Origin of the sequence: Pseudomonas sp. SWRI99 (assembly GCF_014270125.1) — a bacterium.
Classification (GTDB): Bacteria; Pseudomonadota; Gammaproteobacteria; order Pseudomonadales; family Pseudomonadaceae; genus Aquipseudomonas; species Aquipseudomonas hamedanensis.
In genome coordinates this window covers 95,925-110,701 of the sequence record NZ_JABWQR010000018.1, presented here as the reverse complement: position 1 = coordinate 110,701, position 14,777 = coordinate 95,925, and the positions used below count along the sequence as shown (strand labels likewise).

At 60.9% G+C, this 14,777-nt stretch carries 14 protein-coding genes; 9 read left to right on the top strand and 5 right to left on the bottom strand.

All coding sequences use genetic code 11. The annotated features are described in order from the left end of the window. The first annotated feature begins 27 nt into the window (after nt 1-27). A complete protein-coding gene (locus HU743_RS16370; protein WP_186649806.1) occupies nt 28-696 on the top strand; it encodes an HAD-IA family hydrolase in 669 nt (222 codons plus the stop codon). A gap of 119 nt (nt 697-815) precedes the next feature. Then, the gene (locus HU743_RS16365) at nt 816-1,226 is read left to right on the top strand and encodes an SRPBCC family protein (protein ID WP_186637768.1); all 411 of its coding nucleotides are present in this window, start codon (nt 816-818) and stop codon (nt 1,224-1,226) included. Nucleotides 1,227-1,355: 129 nt separating this feature from the next. Here HU743_RS16365 and HU743_RS16360 read toward each other — a convergent pair whose 3' ends face one another. Both HU743_RS16360 and HU743_RS16355 read right to left on the bottom strand, forming a co-directional pair. Next, complete coding sequence (locus HU743_RS16360; protein WP_186637766.1) at nt 1,356-2,750, bottom strand: HAMP domain-containing sensor histidine kinase; 1,395 nt, start codon at nt 2,748-2,750, stop codon at nt 1,356-1,358. Further along, nucleotides 2,728-3,411: a response regulator transcription factor gene (locus HU743_RS16355; protein ID WP_186552591.1), complete on the bottom strand. Its 684-nt coding sequence runs from the start codon at nt 3,409-3,411 to the stop codon at nt 2,728-2,730. Before HU743_RS16355 ends, HU743_RS16360 begins: the two co-directional genes overlap by 23 nt. 172 nt (nt 3,412-3,583) lie before the next feature. On the opposite strand from HU743_RS16355, the gene HU743_RS16350 reads away from it, so the two are divergent. From HU743_RS16350 to hcnC, 6 genes are all read left to right on the top strand, one after another. After that, nucleotides 3,584-3,913, top strand: coding sequence for a hypothetical protein (locus tag HU743_RS16350; RefSeq protein ID WP_186649835.1), 330 nt, complete (start codon nt 3,584-3,586; stop codon nt 3,911-3,913). Nucleotides 3,914-4,102: 189 nt separating this feature from the next. Beyond that, nucleotides 4,103-5,032: a hypothetical protein gene (locus tag HU743_RS16345; RefSeq protein ID WP_186649804.1), complete on the top strand. Its 930-nt coding sequence runs from the start codon at nt 4,103-4,105 to the stop codon at nt 5,030-5,032. Nucleotides 5,033-5,341: 309 nt separating this feature from the next. Next, the gene (locus HU743_RS16340) at nt 5,342-5,881 is read left to right on the top strand and encodes a hypothetical protein (protein WP_186552595.1); all 540 of its coding nucleotides are present in this window, start codon (nt 5,342-5,344) and stop codon (nt 5,879-5,881) included. 241 nt (nt 5,882-6,122) lie between these two features. After that, on the top strand, nt 6,123-6,437 hold the full coding sequence (locus HU743_RS16335) for a (2Fe-2S)-binding protein (protein ID WP_186649802.1): 315 nt from the start codon (nt 6,123-6,125) through the stop codon (nt 6,435-6,437). Then, entirely contained in the window at nt 6,434-7,843 is a 1,410-nt protein-coding gene (gene hcnB, locus HU743_RS16330) for a cyanide-forming glycine dehydrogenase subunit HcnB (RefSeq protein WP_186649800.1), read from the top strand. Before HU743_RS16335 ends, hcnB begins: the two co-directional genes overlap by 4 nt. Further along, on the top strand, nt 7,836-9,095 hold the full coding sequence (hcnC, locus tag HU743_RS16325; RefSeq protein ID WP_186649799.1) for a cyanide-forming glycine dehydrogenase subunit HcnC: 1,260 nt from the start codon (nt 7,836-7,838) through the stop codon (nt 9,093-9,095). The genes hcnB and hcnC overlap by 8 nt, the downstream gene beginning before the upstream one ends. A gap of 598 nt (nt 9,096-9,693) precedes the next feature. Here the strand turns inward: hcnC and HU743_RS16320 are convergent. After that, nucleotides 9,694-11,502, bottom strand: coding sequence for a monovalent cation:proton antiporter-2 (CPA2) family protein (locus HU743_RS16320; protein WP_186649797.1), 1,809 nt, complete (start codon nt 11,500-11,502; stop codon nt 9,694-9,696). Between the two features lie 249 nt (nt 11,503-11,751). Between HU743_RS16320 and HU743_RS16315 the strand changes: the two genes are divergently transcribed. Beyond that, a complete protein-coding gene (locus HU743_RS16315) occupies nt 11,752-12,666 on the top strand; it encodes a LysR family transcriptional regulator (protein ID WP_186649794.1) in 915 nt (304 codons plus the stop codon). Here HU743_RS16315 and HU743_RS16310 read toward each other — a convergent pair. Continuing rightward, complete coding sequence (locus HU743_RS16310) at nt 12,656-13,426, bottom strand: substrate-binding domain-containing protein (protein ID WP_186623431.1); 771 nt, start codon at nt 13,424-13,426, stop codon at nt 12,656-12,658. The genes HU743_RS16315 and HU743_RS16310 overlap by 11 nt on opposite strands. A gap of 12 nt (nt 13,427-13,438) precedes the next feature. Beyond that, complete coding sequence (locus tag HU743_RS16305) at nt 13,439-14,731, bottom strand: MFS transporter (protein ID WP_186551841.1); 1,293 nt, start codon at nt 14,729-14,731, stop codon at nt 13,439-13,441. Between the last annotated feature and the right edge of the window lie 46 nt (nt 14,732-14,777).

The window sequence follows — 14,777 nt, the reverse complement described above, 5'->3', positions numbered from 1 at the left end:
CGGCCATCTGTCAGAGGATTTGCCCCTTTGTCTGCTAACACATCGGTTTTCGAGCGCGCCTTCGGCGCTTTCCTGTTCGACATGGACGGCACCGTCCTCAATTCCATCGCCGCCGCAGAGCGCATCTGGTCAGCCTGGGCCGTGCGCCATGGCGTCGATGTCGAGGCGTTTCTGCCGACCATTCATGGCGCGCGGGCCATCGATACGATCACCCGCCTGAACCTGGCGGGTGTGAATGCCCAGGAGCAAGCGGCGTTTATCACCGCGGCGGAAATCGACGATGTTGAAGGCATTGTCGAGATTCCCGGCGCAGCGGCATTTCTCAACCGCTTGCCGCAAGACCGTTGGGCCATGGTGACCTCGGCGCCACGGGACCTGGCCCTGCGGCGAATGGCAGCAGCGGGAATTGCCGAACCGGCGGTGATGATCACGGCTGAAGACGTACAGGCCGGCAAGCCTGACCCTGCGGGTTATTTGCTCGCTGCGAAACGGCTTGGCGTCGAGCCTGCGGACTGCCTGATTTTCGAAGACGCCACCGTCGGCATCCAGGCAGCGGAAGCGGCGGGGGCGGCACTGATGATCATCACCACCACCCATCAACACCCTATTGAAACGGCGCACGCGACGCTGGCCAGTTACGACGCGCTACGTGTCGATGTGGATAGCAATGGTCGTTTACGCCTGCAAAAAAACTGACATCAGATTTTTGTGGCGAATATCAGTTCGCCTTCGCGAGCAAGCTCGCTCCCACAGGTTTTTGCGCTGTTCATACCGTTAAAATCCGACTATCTGAATCCTTCGAGAGAGAGGTTTTTATGCCTACAGCATCCGCAACCATCGACATCCCGGCCTCGGCCGAACAGGTCTGGCAATTGATCGGCGGCTTCAACACCCTGCCGGATTGGCTGCCGTTCATTGCCAGCAGCGAGCTGAGCGAAGGCGGGCGTGTCCGCACCCTGCGCACTGCGGACGGTGCCGTGGTGATCGAGCGCTTGCAAACCTTTGATAACGCCGCGAAGACTTACAGCTATTCAATCGAACAGGCACCGTTCCCGGCGAGTGATTATCTGGCAACGATCAAGGTCGAGGCCCAAGGGCAGGGCGCCCGGGTCGTTTGGTCGGGAAGCTTTAACGCCGTCGGCGTGAGCGATGACGAAGTGGTGGCATTGTTCACTGGCATCTACCAAGGCGGCCTCGACGCCCTGCGGGCCAATTACCCAACCTGAAAACACCACAATCCCCCTGTAGGAGTGAGCCTGCTCGCGATAGCGTCGTCCCAGTCCATACCTATGTTGACTGACACACCGCAAACGCGAGCAGGCTCACTCCTACAGGGGTTGCGTTTCAAGTGGGCATCAGGAGTTCTCAATCAAACTCTGCCGACAATCGAGCAGCAATTTCGCCCCGCCCAGATCGCTGCTGCCGACTTCAAGGCTGAAACCGTGCAAGCTGACAATCGCCGCGACAATCGACAGGCCGAGGCCAAAGCCACTGTGTGGTTGTCCGCCTTCGGTGCGATAGAAACGCTGGAACACTGCTTCACGTTCAGCCTCGGGAATCCCCGGGCCTGAATCGTGAACCTCGATGCGCGTTCGCCCGCCCGCGTTGACCCCGCGTAACATCACCGTTCCACCGGGGGGGGTGAACTTGATCGAGTTGCTCAACAGGTTCGCCAGTGCCTCGAACAGCAACGCCCGGTCGCCATTGAGGGGCGGCAGCGTTTCCGGCATGTTCAGTTGGAAACGCAAATCACCTTCCTCGGCCAGCGGCAGGTAAAACGCGTGTAACTCCTCGAGTAATTGCACCGGGTCGAGTTCGACAAAACCTGAGCGGCGCTGACGATCTTCCAATTCGGAAATCCGCAGCAGACCGCGAAAGCGCGCCATCAGCGTATCCGCTTCAGCCAGCACCAGATCCAGTTGCGCCGCCTCCTGCGTGCCTTCGCCGGCCTGTTGCTGCATGCGGTACAACTGCGCGCGCAAGCGGGTCAGCGGTGTGCGCAGGTCATGGGCGATGTTGTCGCACACGCCTTTGACTTCGTTCATCAAGCGCTCGATGCGTTCCAGCATGGCGTTGACGATGGCGGCGAGCATGTCCAGCTCATCGCGGCGATTGGACAGCGGCAGACGCTGGGCCAGATCCCCGGCGACGATGGCCTGGGCGCGGTCCTGAATCGCGCGGATCCGTTGCAGCGGGCGCCGTCGCAGCAGATGCCAGCCGGCGATCCCCGGCAGGATCGTCAGCGACACCCCCCAGAGCAACGCGTGCAGGATGATCCGTGTTACCGCAAACAGCGAGCCGTTGTCACGCAGCAGCACCAGCCAGCGACCGTCGCGGGTCTGCGTCGCCACGGCATCGCAACTGTCGCTGGGCAGGGTCGGGTCGTCGGAGTCGGCGCACTCGGCGAGCATGTGGATCTTGCCGTCCAGCGGCAGACCTTCGGGGATTTGCTGGAGCGCACCGCCGAGGTACACGCCGTTGGCGTCGAACAGGCCGTAGGCGTCGATGCCGCGAATGTCGAAGGTCATGCTCGCGGCGAGGGCGTCTTCAAGCTGTTCGCCGCGAAAGTGCGAAAACAGATGCTGACGTTGCATCAGCGAGTGTTTGGCGAGCTTGTCGAGGTAGCCGGACACCTCGTAATACATGACCCCCATGAGGATCGCGCTCCAGGCCACGAACAGCGAACTGTACAGCGCCAGCAAGCGGCTGCTGGAGGAGCGCCAGCCGTCAGACGGGTTCGGCAATGACATAGCCCGAGCCCCGTACCGTGCGGATCAGCGGCACGTGGCCGGCGGCGTCGATCTTCTTGCGCAGGCGGCCGATGTGCACGTCGATGAGGTTGGTGCCCGGGTCGAAGTGGTAGCCCCAGACTTCCTCGAAAATCATCATCCGCGAAAGGATCTGGCCGCTGTTGCGCATCAGGAATTCCAGCAGCTTGTATTCGGTCGGCAACAGCGTCAGCACCTGCTCGGCACGCCGGGCTTCGTGGCTGATCAAGTCCAGTTCCAAGTCAGCGACTGTCAACGTCGTGGCCTGGGTGGCAACGCTGTTTTGCCGACGCAGCAACACCTCAACCCGTGCGGCCATTTCGTCGGTGGCAAACGGTTTGGTCAAGTAGTCATCACCGCCGGCCCGCAAACCACGCACGCGCTCATCGACATCGGACAGCGCACTGATCATCAGAATCGGCGTCGCTACGCCCATGGTGCGCAAAGTGGTGACAATGGCCAGGCCATCCAGCTCGGGCAACATGCGGTCCAGGGTGATCAAGTCGTAGTTGCCGCTGACGGCGCGGTCGAGGCCTTCGCGGCCATTGTCGACCCAGTCGACGTCCAGCCCGTGGCTGCTCAGTTCGGCAACGATTTCCCGCGCGGTCACGGCGTCGTCTTCGATGGTCAAGATTCGAGTCATAGGCAGGCCTGCTGATCGGGTTAAACGCAATGGCAGCATTTTGCCAAGAATTTGCCGTGACGCTTTAAATTAACTTTCATGTTGTAGCTGCCATTCGCCGGGACAAGCGTCCTAATGACGGGAAGATTGATATCATCTGGCCATAAAGTCCAGCAGGAGTGGCGCTGTGATTATATTGACTAGCCGGGGCTGGAGGACGATTGTTCTGCTTTTGCTGGTGTTCAGCAGCAGTCTCGCTCTGTCTGCCAACACGCCTTGTTCCGGCAAGAAAGGCGGAATTGACCGTTGCGACGGCGATCTGCTCCTGTGCAATGACGGCTCGATCAGCGGTTCGAAGAAGAGCTGCGCGGCGATGTTCGGCGAACGCCAGTCGGTACGCCCGCAGAACTTCCTGCAGAGCGAGGATAGTTGCGCCTGCGGTACCGGCTCGTTTTGCACAGGACCGCGTGGCGGCGTGTATTGCCTGACGCCCGGCGGAAGCAAGAGCTACAAGCGAAAATGATCGACTCAGCCAATGCATAAAACCCGCTGTTATTCAGCGCGTGTTGCAATTTGCAACGTCTCAACAAATTCATCTTTCATAACTTATTGAAAACCAAGTATTTATTTGTTCGCTGCAACTGGCACGGTCACTGCACTTGCTCACATGACGAGTTGTAACACCATTTTTCATGCCTGGAGCAGTACAACAATGAATAGATCCCCTGATGACTATTATCCTGCCTTGGAAGAGTCGAGCAGTGTGTCCGGCGTGTCCTGGGGCGCGATCTTCGCCGGTGCCGCGGCTGCCGCTGCGCTGTCGATGATCCTCGTGCTGCTCGGTTTCGGCCTGGGCTTTTCGGCTGTATCACCGTGGGCCGGAGAGGGCGTCAGCGCCAAGGGCCTGGGCATTTCGACGATTGTCTGGCTGGCGGTAACGCAGATCATTGCTTCCGGCATGGGCGGCTATTTAGCCGGCCGTTTGCGGGTGAAATGGGCCAACATGCACGGTGATGAAGTTTACTTTCGCGACACCGCGCACGGTTTCCTGGCCTGGTGCGTAGCCACTTTGGTCACCGCTGTTCTGGTGGTCGGCTCGGTCAGCAGCGTCGTCAGCGGCGGTGTGCAGGCCGGTGCCAATGCCGTTGGCGGCGCTGCCGGGGCGATGAGTCAGGCGGCCGGTTCTGCCGCCGCCAACACTGACAGCGATCAGTACGGCTACTTCGTCGACAGTCTGTTTCGCGATGACCGTCCAGCTGCCGTCAGCGATGACGCGGCGCGCGGCACCGTGACCCGCATCTTCGCCCAGAGCCTGGCCAACGGACAGCTCAGCCCTGAGGACCGTACCTACCTCGCACAGCTCGTATCGCAACGCACCAACCTGACCCAGGCCGATGCCGAACGCCGTGTCGATGAAATTTATGCCAGCACGCAGAAAGCCATCGCCGACGCCAAACTGAAAGCCCGGCAAGCCGCCGACACCGCCGCGAAAGTCGCTGCCTACACCTCGCTGTGGATGTTCGTCGCGCTGTTGGCCGGTGCGTTTTTCGCCAGCCTCGCAGCCACCTTCGGCGGCCGTCGTCGCGATGCGGTCGAGTACGTCGAAGTCGACACCTACACCACGACCACTGCGGTCCGTTAAAAGGAGAGTCCCCATGCGCTCATTACTGCTGTTCTTTCTCGGCGTACCGATCCCGATCATCATCCTGATCGCCCTGTTCGTGCACTGATCCCTCTGAGGCAGGATGCCTCTGCCGCTTTCACTTTCGGGTGGAAGCGGCTTTTTGCTTTCTGGGACTGTGATTTAAACAAGGTCGATAAATTGCGTTTAGTCACTGCGCAATGCTCAGGCATCCCTGAGCCTTTTGCTTTCGGCGACTCAACAAAGCGACAATCCGCACCCGAAGTGCACCTCGGCTTCACCCCCATTTATTCATTAAGGAAGAACACGTTGGACAAGAAGGAAATCAAACGTCAGGTCGGCGAAATGCTCGATGCCGGCCGCTCGAAAACCGAGACGTTCAAAGCGTTCTCCGGCGGTGCGCTGAAAGACAAGGCGCTGGCGTACCTGATCGGCTCACGCCCCGATCCGGCTCTGCTCGAGCGCCACGCCGGCAAGATCAAAATCCTTCTGGGGCTGATCTATGTTCAGGCGCTGATCGGTCTGGTGGGCGGCTATCTTCTCGGGCTGACCATCAGTACCGGATTCGCCATCGGCCTCGGGCTGTTGGCTGGCGGCGTGCCGTTGCTGTTCGCCTGGGGTTTTTATCGCAACGCGGCTCACGCTTACACCGTGTACGTGGTGCTTTCGATCAGCCAGGTGCCGCGCCTGTTCAAGGGATACGGCGATGACCCGACCGGAACGGTGGTCGGCGTGGCAATCACCCTGGCGATGATCTTCTACGTCGCGTGGCTGAAAAACCTGTTGTTTCCCGACCTCGGTTTTTTCGGCGCGAAGAAGATCAAAGGCCAGTTCGTTTTCTCCAACTGATCGCTGAACCTCCTACCCGTTTCACTGGCCTGGATCAATATTTCTTCTGGCGATATCGCCTAACGTAAATGATCCAGGCCTTTGCTGAGGTATGAGCTACAGTGCTTTGACGCGCACCCTGTTGCGCTGATGGAGTACCGCAGCCGCCCCGCTGGAATGCATTAGAAACGGGGCGCACGGTGTAGTGCAGCAAGGAGCTGGCGCAAAACTCCTCCTGAAATTTTCACGGACGAACATCGCAATGAACTGCCAAGAAAGACCCTTCGATATCCAGCCCTTGGTGCAGGCGGACATGACTGTCCACATCAACGGCCAAGCGGTCAGCGCCGCCCTCGGCGAAACCGTGCTCACTGTCATCCAGTCACTCGGCGTGCGGCAGATCGCACGCAACGACCACAATCAAATCAGCGGCGCCTATTGCGGCATGGGCGTGTGCCAGTGCTGCCTGGTGAAAGTCAACGGTCGGCACAAGCGGCGCGCCTGTCAGACCGTGGTGCGCGACGGCATGCAGATTGAAACCCAGGTCAACCGCGTTGTCGGTCAGGAGGTCGTATGAGCCTGCCACCGGTGATTGTCGGCGGCGGGCCGGCGGGGATGGCGGCGGCCATCGAACTGGCACGCCACGGCGTGCGCTGCACCCTGCTTGAAGAGGCTTCGCGCCTGGGCGGCGTGGTCTATCGCGGGCCGCTGCGTGACGGCGTGCAACTGGATTATCTGGGGCCGCGCTATTCAGAGGTATTGGGGAAACTGCATGGTGAATTCCACGAACACGCCGCGCTGATCGACGTACGCCTCAACCACCGCGTAGTCGGCGCTGAAGGTACCCGCGCGCTGGTGGTGCTGGACGACGGGGAGCAATTGCAGCAGATCGAATACCCGCAGTTGCTGCTCGCGGCTGGTTGCCACGAACGCAGTGTGCCGTTCCCCGGCTGGACGCTGCCGGGCGTCATTCTGCTCGGCGGTCTGCAATTGCAAATCAAGAGCGGCGTGGTCAAGCCGCAAGGGCCGGTGATCATTGCCGGCACAGGACCGTTGCTGCCGCTGGTGGCGACCCAGTTGCATGCATCCGGTGTGTCTGTGGCGGGTGTCTACGAGGCCTGCGCTTTCGGCAAAATTGCCCGTGAAAGCCTGGCGCTGCTGAACAAGCCGCAACTGTTTCTCGACGGCTTGAGCATGCTCGCGTACCTCAAATTACACGGTATCCCGATGAACTATGGTTGGGGCGTGGTGGAAGCCCATGGCGAGGGCGAACTGAAAAGCGTCAGCGTCGCCCCGTATTCGGCGACCTGGGAGCCGGACCTGTCGCGGGTCGAGCGCTTCGAAGCGCAAACCCTGGCCGTCGGTTACGGCTTCATTCCACGCACCCAACTGAGTCAGCAGATGGGCCTCGACCACGGTTTCAGTGACGACGGCTACCTGCGCGCCCACGCGAATATCTGGCAGCAAAGCAATGCGCCCCATGTGCACCTGGCCGGCGACATGGGCGGGATTCGCGGCGGTGAAGCGGCGATGCTGGCCGGCAGGATCGCCGCGACTTCAATGCTGCTGCAACGCGGCGTGCTTGAAGAAGACTTGGCCCGCGTGCGCCGCGACCGTTACCTGAGCAAACTCAAAGCCATCGTGCGTTTCCGTGCTGCGGTGGATCGCTACACCGAACGCGGCGCCGGCCAGACGGCTTTGCCGGCGGCCGACACGGTGATTTGCCGCTGCGAACACGCGATCCGCGCCGACATCGATCGGGCACTGGAGCAGGGCGTGCAAGACATCGCCAGCCTGAAAATGCGCACCCGCGTCAGCATGGGCGATTGTCAGGGGCGGATGTGCGTCGGCTATTGCACTGATCGTCTGCGCCAAGCCACAGGCCGCCAGGATGTCGGCTGGCTGCGCCCGCGCTTTCCGATTGATCCGGTGCCTTTTTCCGCGTTCCAGTCCCTCGGCACGGAGGCCGCTTCCCATGAGTAAGTTCTACGATGTGGTCATTGCCGGTGGCGGCGTGATCGGCGCGTCCTGCGCCTACCAGTTATCGAAGCGCAAAGACCTCAAGGTTGCATTGATCGACGCCAAGCGCCCCGGCAATGCGACCCGCGCTTCGGCCGGCGGTTTGTGGGCGATTGGCGAGTCGGTCGGCCTCGGCTGCGGAGTGATTTTTTTCCGCATGATGTCGGCCAACCGCAAGCGAGAAACCCAGGGCGCGGCGGTGGCGGTGGACGCCAGCACGCCGCACATCCTGCCGGAATCGTTTTTCGACTTTGCCTTGCAGTCCAACGCGCTGTACCCGGCGCTGCACCGCGAATTGAAAGACAACCACGGCATGGACTTCAAGTTTGAAAAGACCGGGCTGAAGTTCGTGATTTATGACGATGAAGACCGGCTCTATGCCGAGCACATCGTCGGCTGCATTCCGCATTTGGCCGACCAGGTGCGCTGGCTTGATCAGGCTGCGCTGCGCGAGGCGGAACCGAGCGTCAGCCATGAAGCACGCGGAGCGCTGGAGTTTCTTTGTGACCATCAGGTCAGTCCGTTTCGTCTGGCCGACGCCTATATGGAAGGCGCGCGGCAGAACGGCGTCGACCTCTTCGTCAACACCAACGTCACCGGCGTGTTGCATCACGGCACACGCGTCACTGGCGTGCAAACGGCCGAGGCGGGCGTGTTCCACTGCAAGACCCTGATTAACGCCGCCGGCGCTTGGGCGGCAGATTTGAGCGAGTGGGCCACGGGGATTCGCATTCCGGTGAAACCGGTGAAAGGGCAGATTCTACTGACCGAGCGCATGCCGAAAATCCTCAACGGCTGCCTGACCACCAGCGACTGCTACGTGGCGCAGAAGGACAACGGCGAAATCCTCATCGGCAGCACCACCGAGGACAAAGGCTTCGACGTCACCACCACCTACCCGGAAATCGCCGGGCTGGTGCAGGGCGCGGTGCGCTGTCTGCCGGAGCTTGCCGACGTCAACCTGAAACGCACCTGGGCAGGGCTGCGCCCGGGCTCGCCGGATGAATTACCGATCCTCGGACCGATGCGCGGGGTGGAGGGTTATCTGAATGCTTGCGGGCACTTTCGCACCGGCATTCTGACCTCGGCGATTACCGGTGTGCTGCTGGACAAGTTGGTGAATGACGAGCCGCTGCCGCTGGATATCACGCCGTTTCTGGCGGATCGGTTTGCAGTTGCGGCGGTCGAGCCTGCGCCCGCGCTGGAACTGGCCTGACTTCAGCAAGATTGATGTTGACTGTGCCGGCCTCTTCGCGGGCAAGCCCGCTCCCACAGGGATTTTATGTCGTACGCCAAAGTCGGTTCGACTCGACCACTGTGGGAGCGGGCTTGCCCGCGAAGGCAATCTGTCAGTTATTGAAGTGTTAGCTGACACGACGCTTTTCCGAGCAGGCTCGCTCCCACAGGTTTTTATGTCGTACGCCAAAATCGGTTCGACTCGACCACTGTGGGAGCGGGCTTGCCCGCGAAGGCAATCTGTCAGCTATTGGAGTGTTAGCACGACGCCTTCGCGAGCAGGCTCGTTTCCACAGGTTTTTATGTCGTACGCCAAAATCGGTTCGACTCGACCACTGTGGGAGCGGGCTTGCCCGCGAAGGCAACCTGTCAGTTATTGAAGTGTTAGCTGACACGACGCTTTTCCGAGCAAGCCTGCTCCCACAGGGTTTTTATGTCGTACACGAAAATCGGTTCGACTCGACCACTGTGGGAGTGGGCTTGCCCGCGAAGGCAATCTGTCAGTTATTGAAGTGTTAGCTGACACGACGCTTTTCCGAGCAGGCTCGCCCCCACATGTGGATCTGTGCAAGGCAGGATCAGCTGTTGCGCGCTTGCTCTTCGAGCTGATCCGACTCAAACAGTTTGGCCAGTTCCGCCCGGGCTTCCTGGGCGGTCTGCAGGACTTTGGCGGCGTCGTCGTAAACGGCGTGTTGCGCTTCCAGCACCTGTTCGTCGTGATGCTTGAAACGCTTGATCCGCGCATCCGCCTGGGCTTGGGTGAGACCAAGGCCAACCAATGTACGCCGGCTCATTTCCAGGCTGGAGTAATAGGTTTCGCGAATCGCCTCCGCACCGACGTCAACCAAGCGATGCACGTGCTGACGGTTGCGCGCGCGGGCGATGATTTTCATGTGCGGATAGAGCTTGTGCACCACTTCGGCGGTCTTGATATTGGTTTCCGGATCGTCCGTGGCGATCACAAAATACTCTGCCTCGCCGGCCTTCGCCGCGTGGAGGATTTCCGGGCGCATCGGGTCGCCGTAGAACACAGGCACGCCGCCGAAGCTGCGCGACAGTTCGATGGTTTCCACCGAGGTGTCCAGCGCGACGAATTTGATGTTCTGCGCGCGCAGAATCCGCGCCACGATCTGGCCCATCCGACCCATGCCGGCGATCACCACGCGTGGCGCGTCGGTGTCGATCTGGCGGAACTGCTCCGGCACTTCCACCGGCTGCACTTTCGGGCTGACCAGACGCGCGCAGATCAACAGCAGCAGCGGCGTCACTGCCATCGACAGGGTGATGGTCAGCACCAGCAAGTCGTACAGACGCGGCTCGAACAAGCCCTGATCGCGACCGATCTTGAACACCACAAAGGCAAACTCACCACCGGCCGCGAGGACGATACCGAGGCGAATCGCACTGACTTTATTCAAACCACCGGCCAGACGCCCGACGACAAACAGCAGCGGCAATTTCAGGCCGATCAACAACAAGGTCAGACCCAACACGGTGATCGGCGCGCTGAGCAACAGACTGAGATTGGCGCCCATGCCGACGCTGATGAAAAACAGCCCGAGCAGCAGGCCTTTGAACGGTTCGATCTGCGCTTCCAGCTCATGGCGATATTCCGAATCCGCCAGCAGCAGCCCGGCGAGAAACGCCCCCAGCGCCATGGATACACCGACCAGGTCCATCAACCACGCCGTGCCAATCACCACCAGCAACGCCGTGGCGGTGGACACCTCCGGCAGACCGGTTTTTGCCACCACGCGGAACACCGGGCGCAGCAAATAACGACCGCCGATCACCACCACCGCAATACCGCCGAGCACCTGCAAACTGTGACGTATATCGTCGGCGGTGCTGGTGTGATGGTCGACGCCGGCGAGCATCGGCACCAAGGCGATCAACGGGATCGCGGCAATGTCCTGGAACAGCAGAATGGCAAACGCCAGGCGCCCGTGGGGGCTGGTCAGTTCCTTGCGCTCGGCAAGGCTTTGCAGGCCAAACGCCGTGGAGGACAGCGCCAGACCCAGGCCCAGCACAATCGCGCTGTTCAACGGTTGGCCAAACACCGACAAGGCCAGCACGCCGATCACCGACGCGGTCAGCAGCACCTGCGCCAGCCCGACGCCGAACACCGATTTGCGCATCACCCATAAGCGTCGCGGCGACAATTCCAGGCCGATGATAAACAGCAGCAGCACCACGCCCAGTTCGGAAATATGCGCAACGCTCTGCGGGTTGCCGATCAGGCCCAGCACCGATGGGCCGATGATCACCCCGGCGAACAAATAACCGAGCACTGCGCCCAGTTGCAGGCGTTTGGCCAAAGGCACGGTGAGCACCGCCGCGAACAGAAACACGACAGCGGCTTGCAACAGATTGCCTTCATGGGGCATGGAAAGACTCCTGACTACGGGTACGGCGGGGGGCGACAAGGATAAGGGTTGAATCAATTTCAGATCCACCAAAGATCCTTGTAGGAGTGAGCCTGCTCGCGATAGCGGTGTATCAGTCACCGATCATGTCGACGGAGATACCGCTATCGCGAGCAGGCTCACTCCTACAGGGGATTTTCGGTGTTGCTGTAATAATTTGCATCAATTGGTTACATTTATAACCCCTGCGAATCAATCCACGGAAACGCCATGGCCATTAACTTCGACCTCAACGACCTGCAAGCCTTTCGCGCCGTGGTCGAGCAGGGCAGTTTCCGCAAGGCCGCCGACACCGTGCGCCTGTCGCAACCGGCGCTGAGCCGACGCATCGAAAAGCTTGAAGACGCCCTCGGCGTGAAACTGTTCGAGCGCACCACCCGCAAGGTCAGCCTGACCCAGGCCGGGCGCGGCTTCATGCCAAGCGTCGAGCGGTTGCTGGACGATCTCGACATTGCCTTGCTCGGCATCAGCGAAGTCGCCTCGACCCGTTTGGGCCATGTCACCGTTGCCTGCGTGCCTTCGGCGGCGTACTACTTCATGCCGCGTGTGGTCGCGCGTTATCACCAGCAGTTCCCACGAATCAAGGTCAAAGTCCTCGATTCCAGCGCTCACGATGTGTTGAGTGCAGTGGTCAATGGCGAGGCGGATTTCGGTCTGAGTTTTCTCGGCACGCAGGATGCCAAAGTCGAGTTCGAACCGCTTGTGCAGGAGTGCTACGTTGTCGCCTGCCGTCGCGATCATCCGCTGGCTGGACGCAATAGCGTGACCTGGGACGAGTTTTATCAGCAGGACTACATCGCGCTGGACAAAACCTCGGGCAATCGCTTCCTGCTCGATCAGGCCTTGGGCGGGGTGGTGCCGCAGCGTCAGAGCATCTGCGAGACGCGGCATGTGACGACCATGATCGGCCTGGTGGAGGCGGGGTTGGGCGTGGCGGCGGTGCCGCTGATGGCGATGCCCGGGCCGGATCATCCGATCCTGACGCGGGTGCCGCTGACCGCGCCGCAGGTGATGCGCAGCGTCGGCATTATCAAGCGCCGGGATCGCACGTTGACCCCGGCGGCGTTGGAACTGGAGCGGCTGGTCGTGGAAATGCGCGTCCAGCCGCCATCGATCAACGCTTGACCGAGTCCAGTCCGGTGGCTTGCACGTCAGCCTGAGCGGCCGGTGCGGCAAGATAAGCGAGCAGGGCTTTGGCTTCTTCTGGATGCTCGGCCTTGACCGGAATGCCAGCGGCAAAACGCGTTACCGACTGCACCGATTCCGGGATCTTCGCGACGAAACTCACACCCGGCACCGGCAGCAATTCGCTGACCTGCTGAAAGCCCAGTTGATAGTCGCCCGTGGCAACCACCGAGCCCACCGGAATCTTCGCAATCATTTTCGCCTTCGGTTTCAACTGATCTTCGATGCCGAGTTTCTTGAACAATTGCTGCTCGATGTACACGCCGCTGGCGCTGTCGGAGTAGGCCACCGACTGCGCGTCGAGCAGGGTTTTCTTCAGGCCGTCGACACTGCTGATGTCCGGTTTCGGCGCGCCTTCACGCACCACCATGCCGATCCGCGAATCGGCCAGCTCGACGCGAGACGCCGGGTCGACCTTGCCCTGTTTGATCAGCTCATCAAGGGCGTAGCCAACCATGATCACCACATCAGCGTGCTCACCGCGCGCCAGACGATTGGGGATCGCTTCCGGTGCCTTGCCCATCGATGGGCCAAGGCTGGTGGTCAGGGTGTTGCCGGTGGCCGCGGCGAATTTCGGGCCGAGGATTTTATAGGCAGCGGTGAAGCCGCCGGAGGTCATCACGCTCAGTTCTTCGGCTTGGGCCGCGAGGTTAAACGCAAGGCCGGCGAGCAGGGCGGTGACCGTAAATAGCTTTTTCATGGCGAGTTTTCCTCAGGCCGCGACAGGTTGCAGACGACCACCGGCACGGCGGTACAGATAAAGCGTGGCGCACAGGGCGCACAACGCACCGATGCTCATCCAGTAACCCGGCGCGGCTTTGTCGCCGGTGTACTGAATCAGGAAGGTCGACATCGCCGGGGTGAAGCCGCCGAAAATCGCCGTGGCCAGGCTGTAGGCCAGCGAGAAACCGGCGACGCGCACTTCCACTGGCATGATTTCTGTCAGCGCTGGAATCATCGCGCCGTTGTACAGGCCGTAAATAAACGACAGCCACAACAGCGACAGCAGCATGTGGGTGAAACTCGGCGCCTGCACCAGGAACGACAGCGCCGGATAGGTCGTGGCCAGCGCCAGCAACGACATAGCGATCAGCACCGGGCGACGGCCGATGCGGTCGGACAACGCGCCGCCAATCGGCAGCCAAAAGAAGTTCGAAACGCCAACCAGCAGCGTCACCAGCAGGGCATCGGAAGTGCTCAGGTGCAGCACGGTTTTGCCGAAGGTCGGCGCGTACACGGTGATCAAATAGAACGCTGTGGTGGTCAGCGCGACCATCAACATGCCGCCGAGCACCACGCCCCAGTTCTGGCCCAAGGTGCGGAACACTTCGCGCATGCTCGGGCGATGTTTGCGCGCGGTGAATTCTTCGGTTTCCGCCAGATTACGGCGCAGGAAGAAAATGAACGGGACGATCATGCAGCCGACGAAAAACGGAATCCGCCAGCCCCAATCGGCCACCGCTTGCGGCTCCATCCACTGATTCAGACCGTAGCCCAGCGCGGCAGCCACGATGATCGCCACTTGCTGACTCGCCGACTGCCACGCCGTGAAGAAGCCTTTGCGGCCCGGCGTGGCGATCTCGGCCAGGTACACCGAAACACCGCCCAATTCCGCACCGGCCGAGAAGCCCTGCAACAGGCGCCCGATCAATACCAGCGCCGGAGCGAACAGGCCGATGGTTTCGTATCCGGGCACCAGCACAATCAATATCGTGCCGCTGGCCATGATCGACAGGGTGACGATCAGACCTTTGCGCCGACCGACATCGTCGATGTATGCGCCGAGCACGATGGCGCCCAGCGGCCGCATCAGGAAACCGGCGCCGAACACGGCAAAGGTCATCATCAGGGAAGCGAACTCGCTGCTCGCCGGGAAAAACACCGCCGCGATCTGCGTGGCGTAGAAGCCGAACAGAAAGAAGTCGAACTGTTCGAGGAAGTTGCCCGAGGTCACCCGGAAAATGGCACCGGCCCGCGAGCCGCTCTGTGGGATTGAGGCTGTCATAGAAAAGTACTCCACCGCTTTTATGACGTGCGCTACGGAGAGGCGG

Excerpts from the sequence above, each read along its gene's own strand:
- HU743_RS16355 (WP_186552591.1), bottom strand. The coding sequence starts at position 3,411 with ATGACTCGAATCTTGACCATCGAAGACGACGCCGTGACCGCGCGGGAA.
- HU743_RS16335 (WP_186649802.1), top strand. The coding sequence starts at position 6,123 with ATGAACTGCCAAGAAAGACCCTTCGATATCCAGCCCTTGGTGCAGGCG.
- HU743_RS16310 (WP_186623431.1), bottom strand. The coding sequence starts at position 13,426 with ATGAAAAAGCTATTTACGGTCACCGCCCTGCTCGCCGGCCTTGCGTTT.
- hcnB (WP_186649800.1), top strand. The coding sequence starts at position 6,434 with ATGAGCCTGCCACCGGTGATTGTCGGCGGCGGGCCGGCGGGGATGGCG.
- HU743_RS16320 (WP_186649797.1), bottom strand. The coding sequence starts at position 11,502 with ATGCCCCATGAAGGCAATCTGTTGCAAGCCGCTGTCGTGTTTCTGTTC.
- HU743_RS16315 (WP_186649794.1), top strand. The coding sequence starts at position 11,752 with ATGGCCATTAACTTCGACCTCAACGACCTGCAAGCCTTTCGCGCCGTG.
- HU743_RS16360 (WP_186637766.1), bottom strand. The coding sequence starts at position 2,750 with ATGTCATTGCCGAACCCGTCTGACGGCTGGCGCTCCTCCAGCAGCCGC.
- HU743_RS16345 (WP_186649804.1), top strand. The coding sequence starts at position 4,103 with ATGAATAGATCCCCTGATGACTATTATCCTGCCTTGGAAGAGTCGAGC.
- HU743_RS16365 (WP_186637768.1), top strand. The coding sequence starts at position 816 with ATGCCTACAGCATCCGCAACCATCGACATCCCGGCCTCGGCCGAACAG.
- HU743_RS16305 (WP_186551841.1), bottom strand. The coding sequence starts at position 14,731 with ATGACAGCCTCAATCCCACAGAGCGGCTCGCGGGCCGGTGCCATTTTC.
- hcnC (WP_186649799.1), top strand. The coding sequence starts at position 7,836 with ATGAGTAAGTTCTACGATGTGGTCATTGCCGGTGGCGGCGTGATCGGC.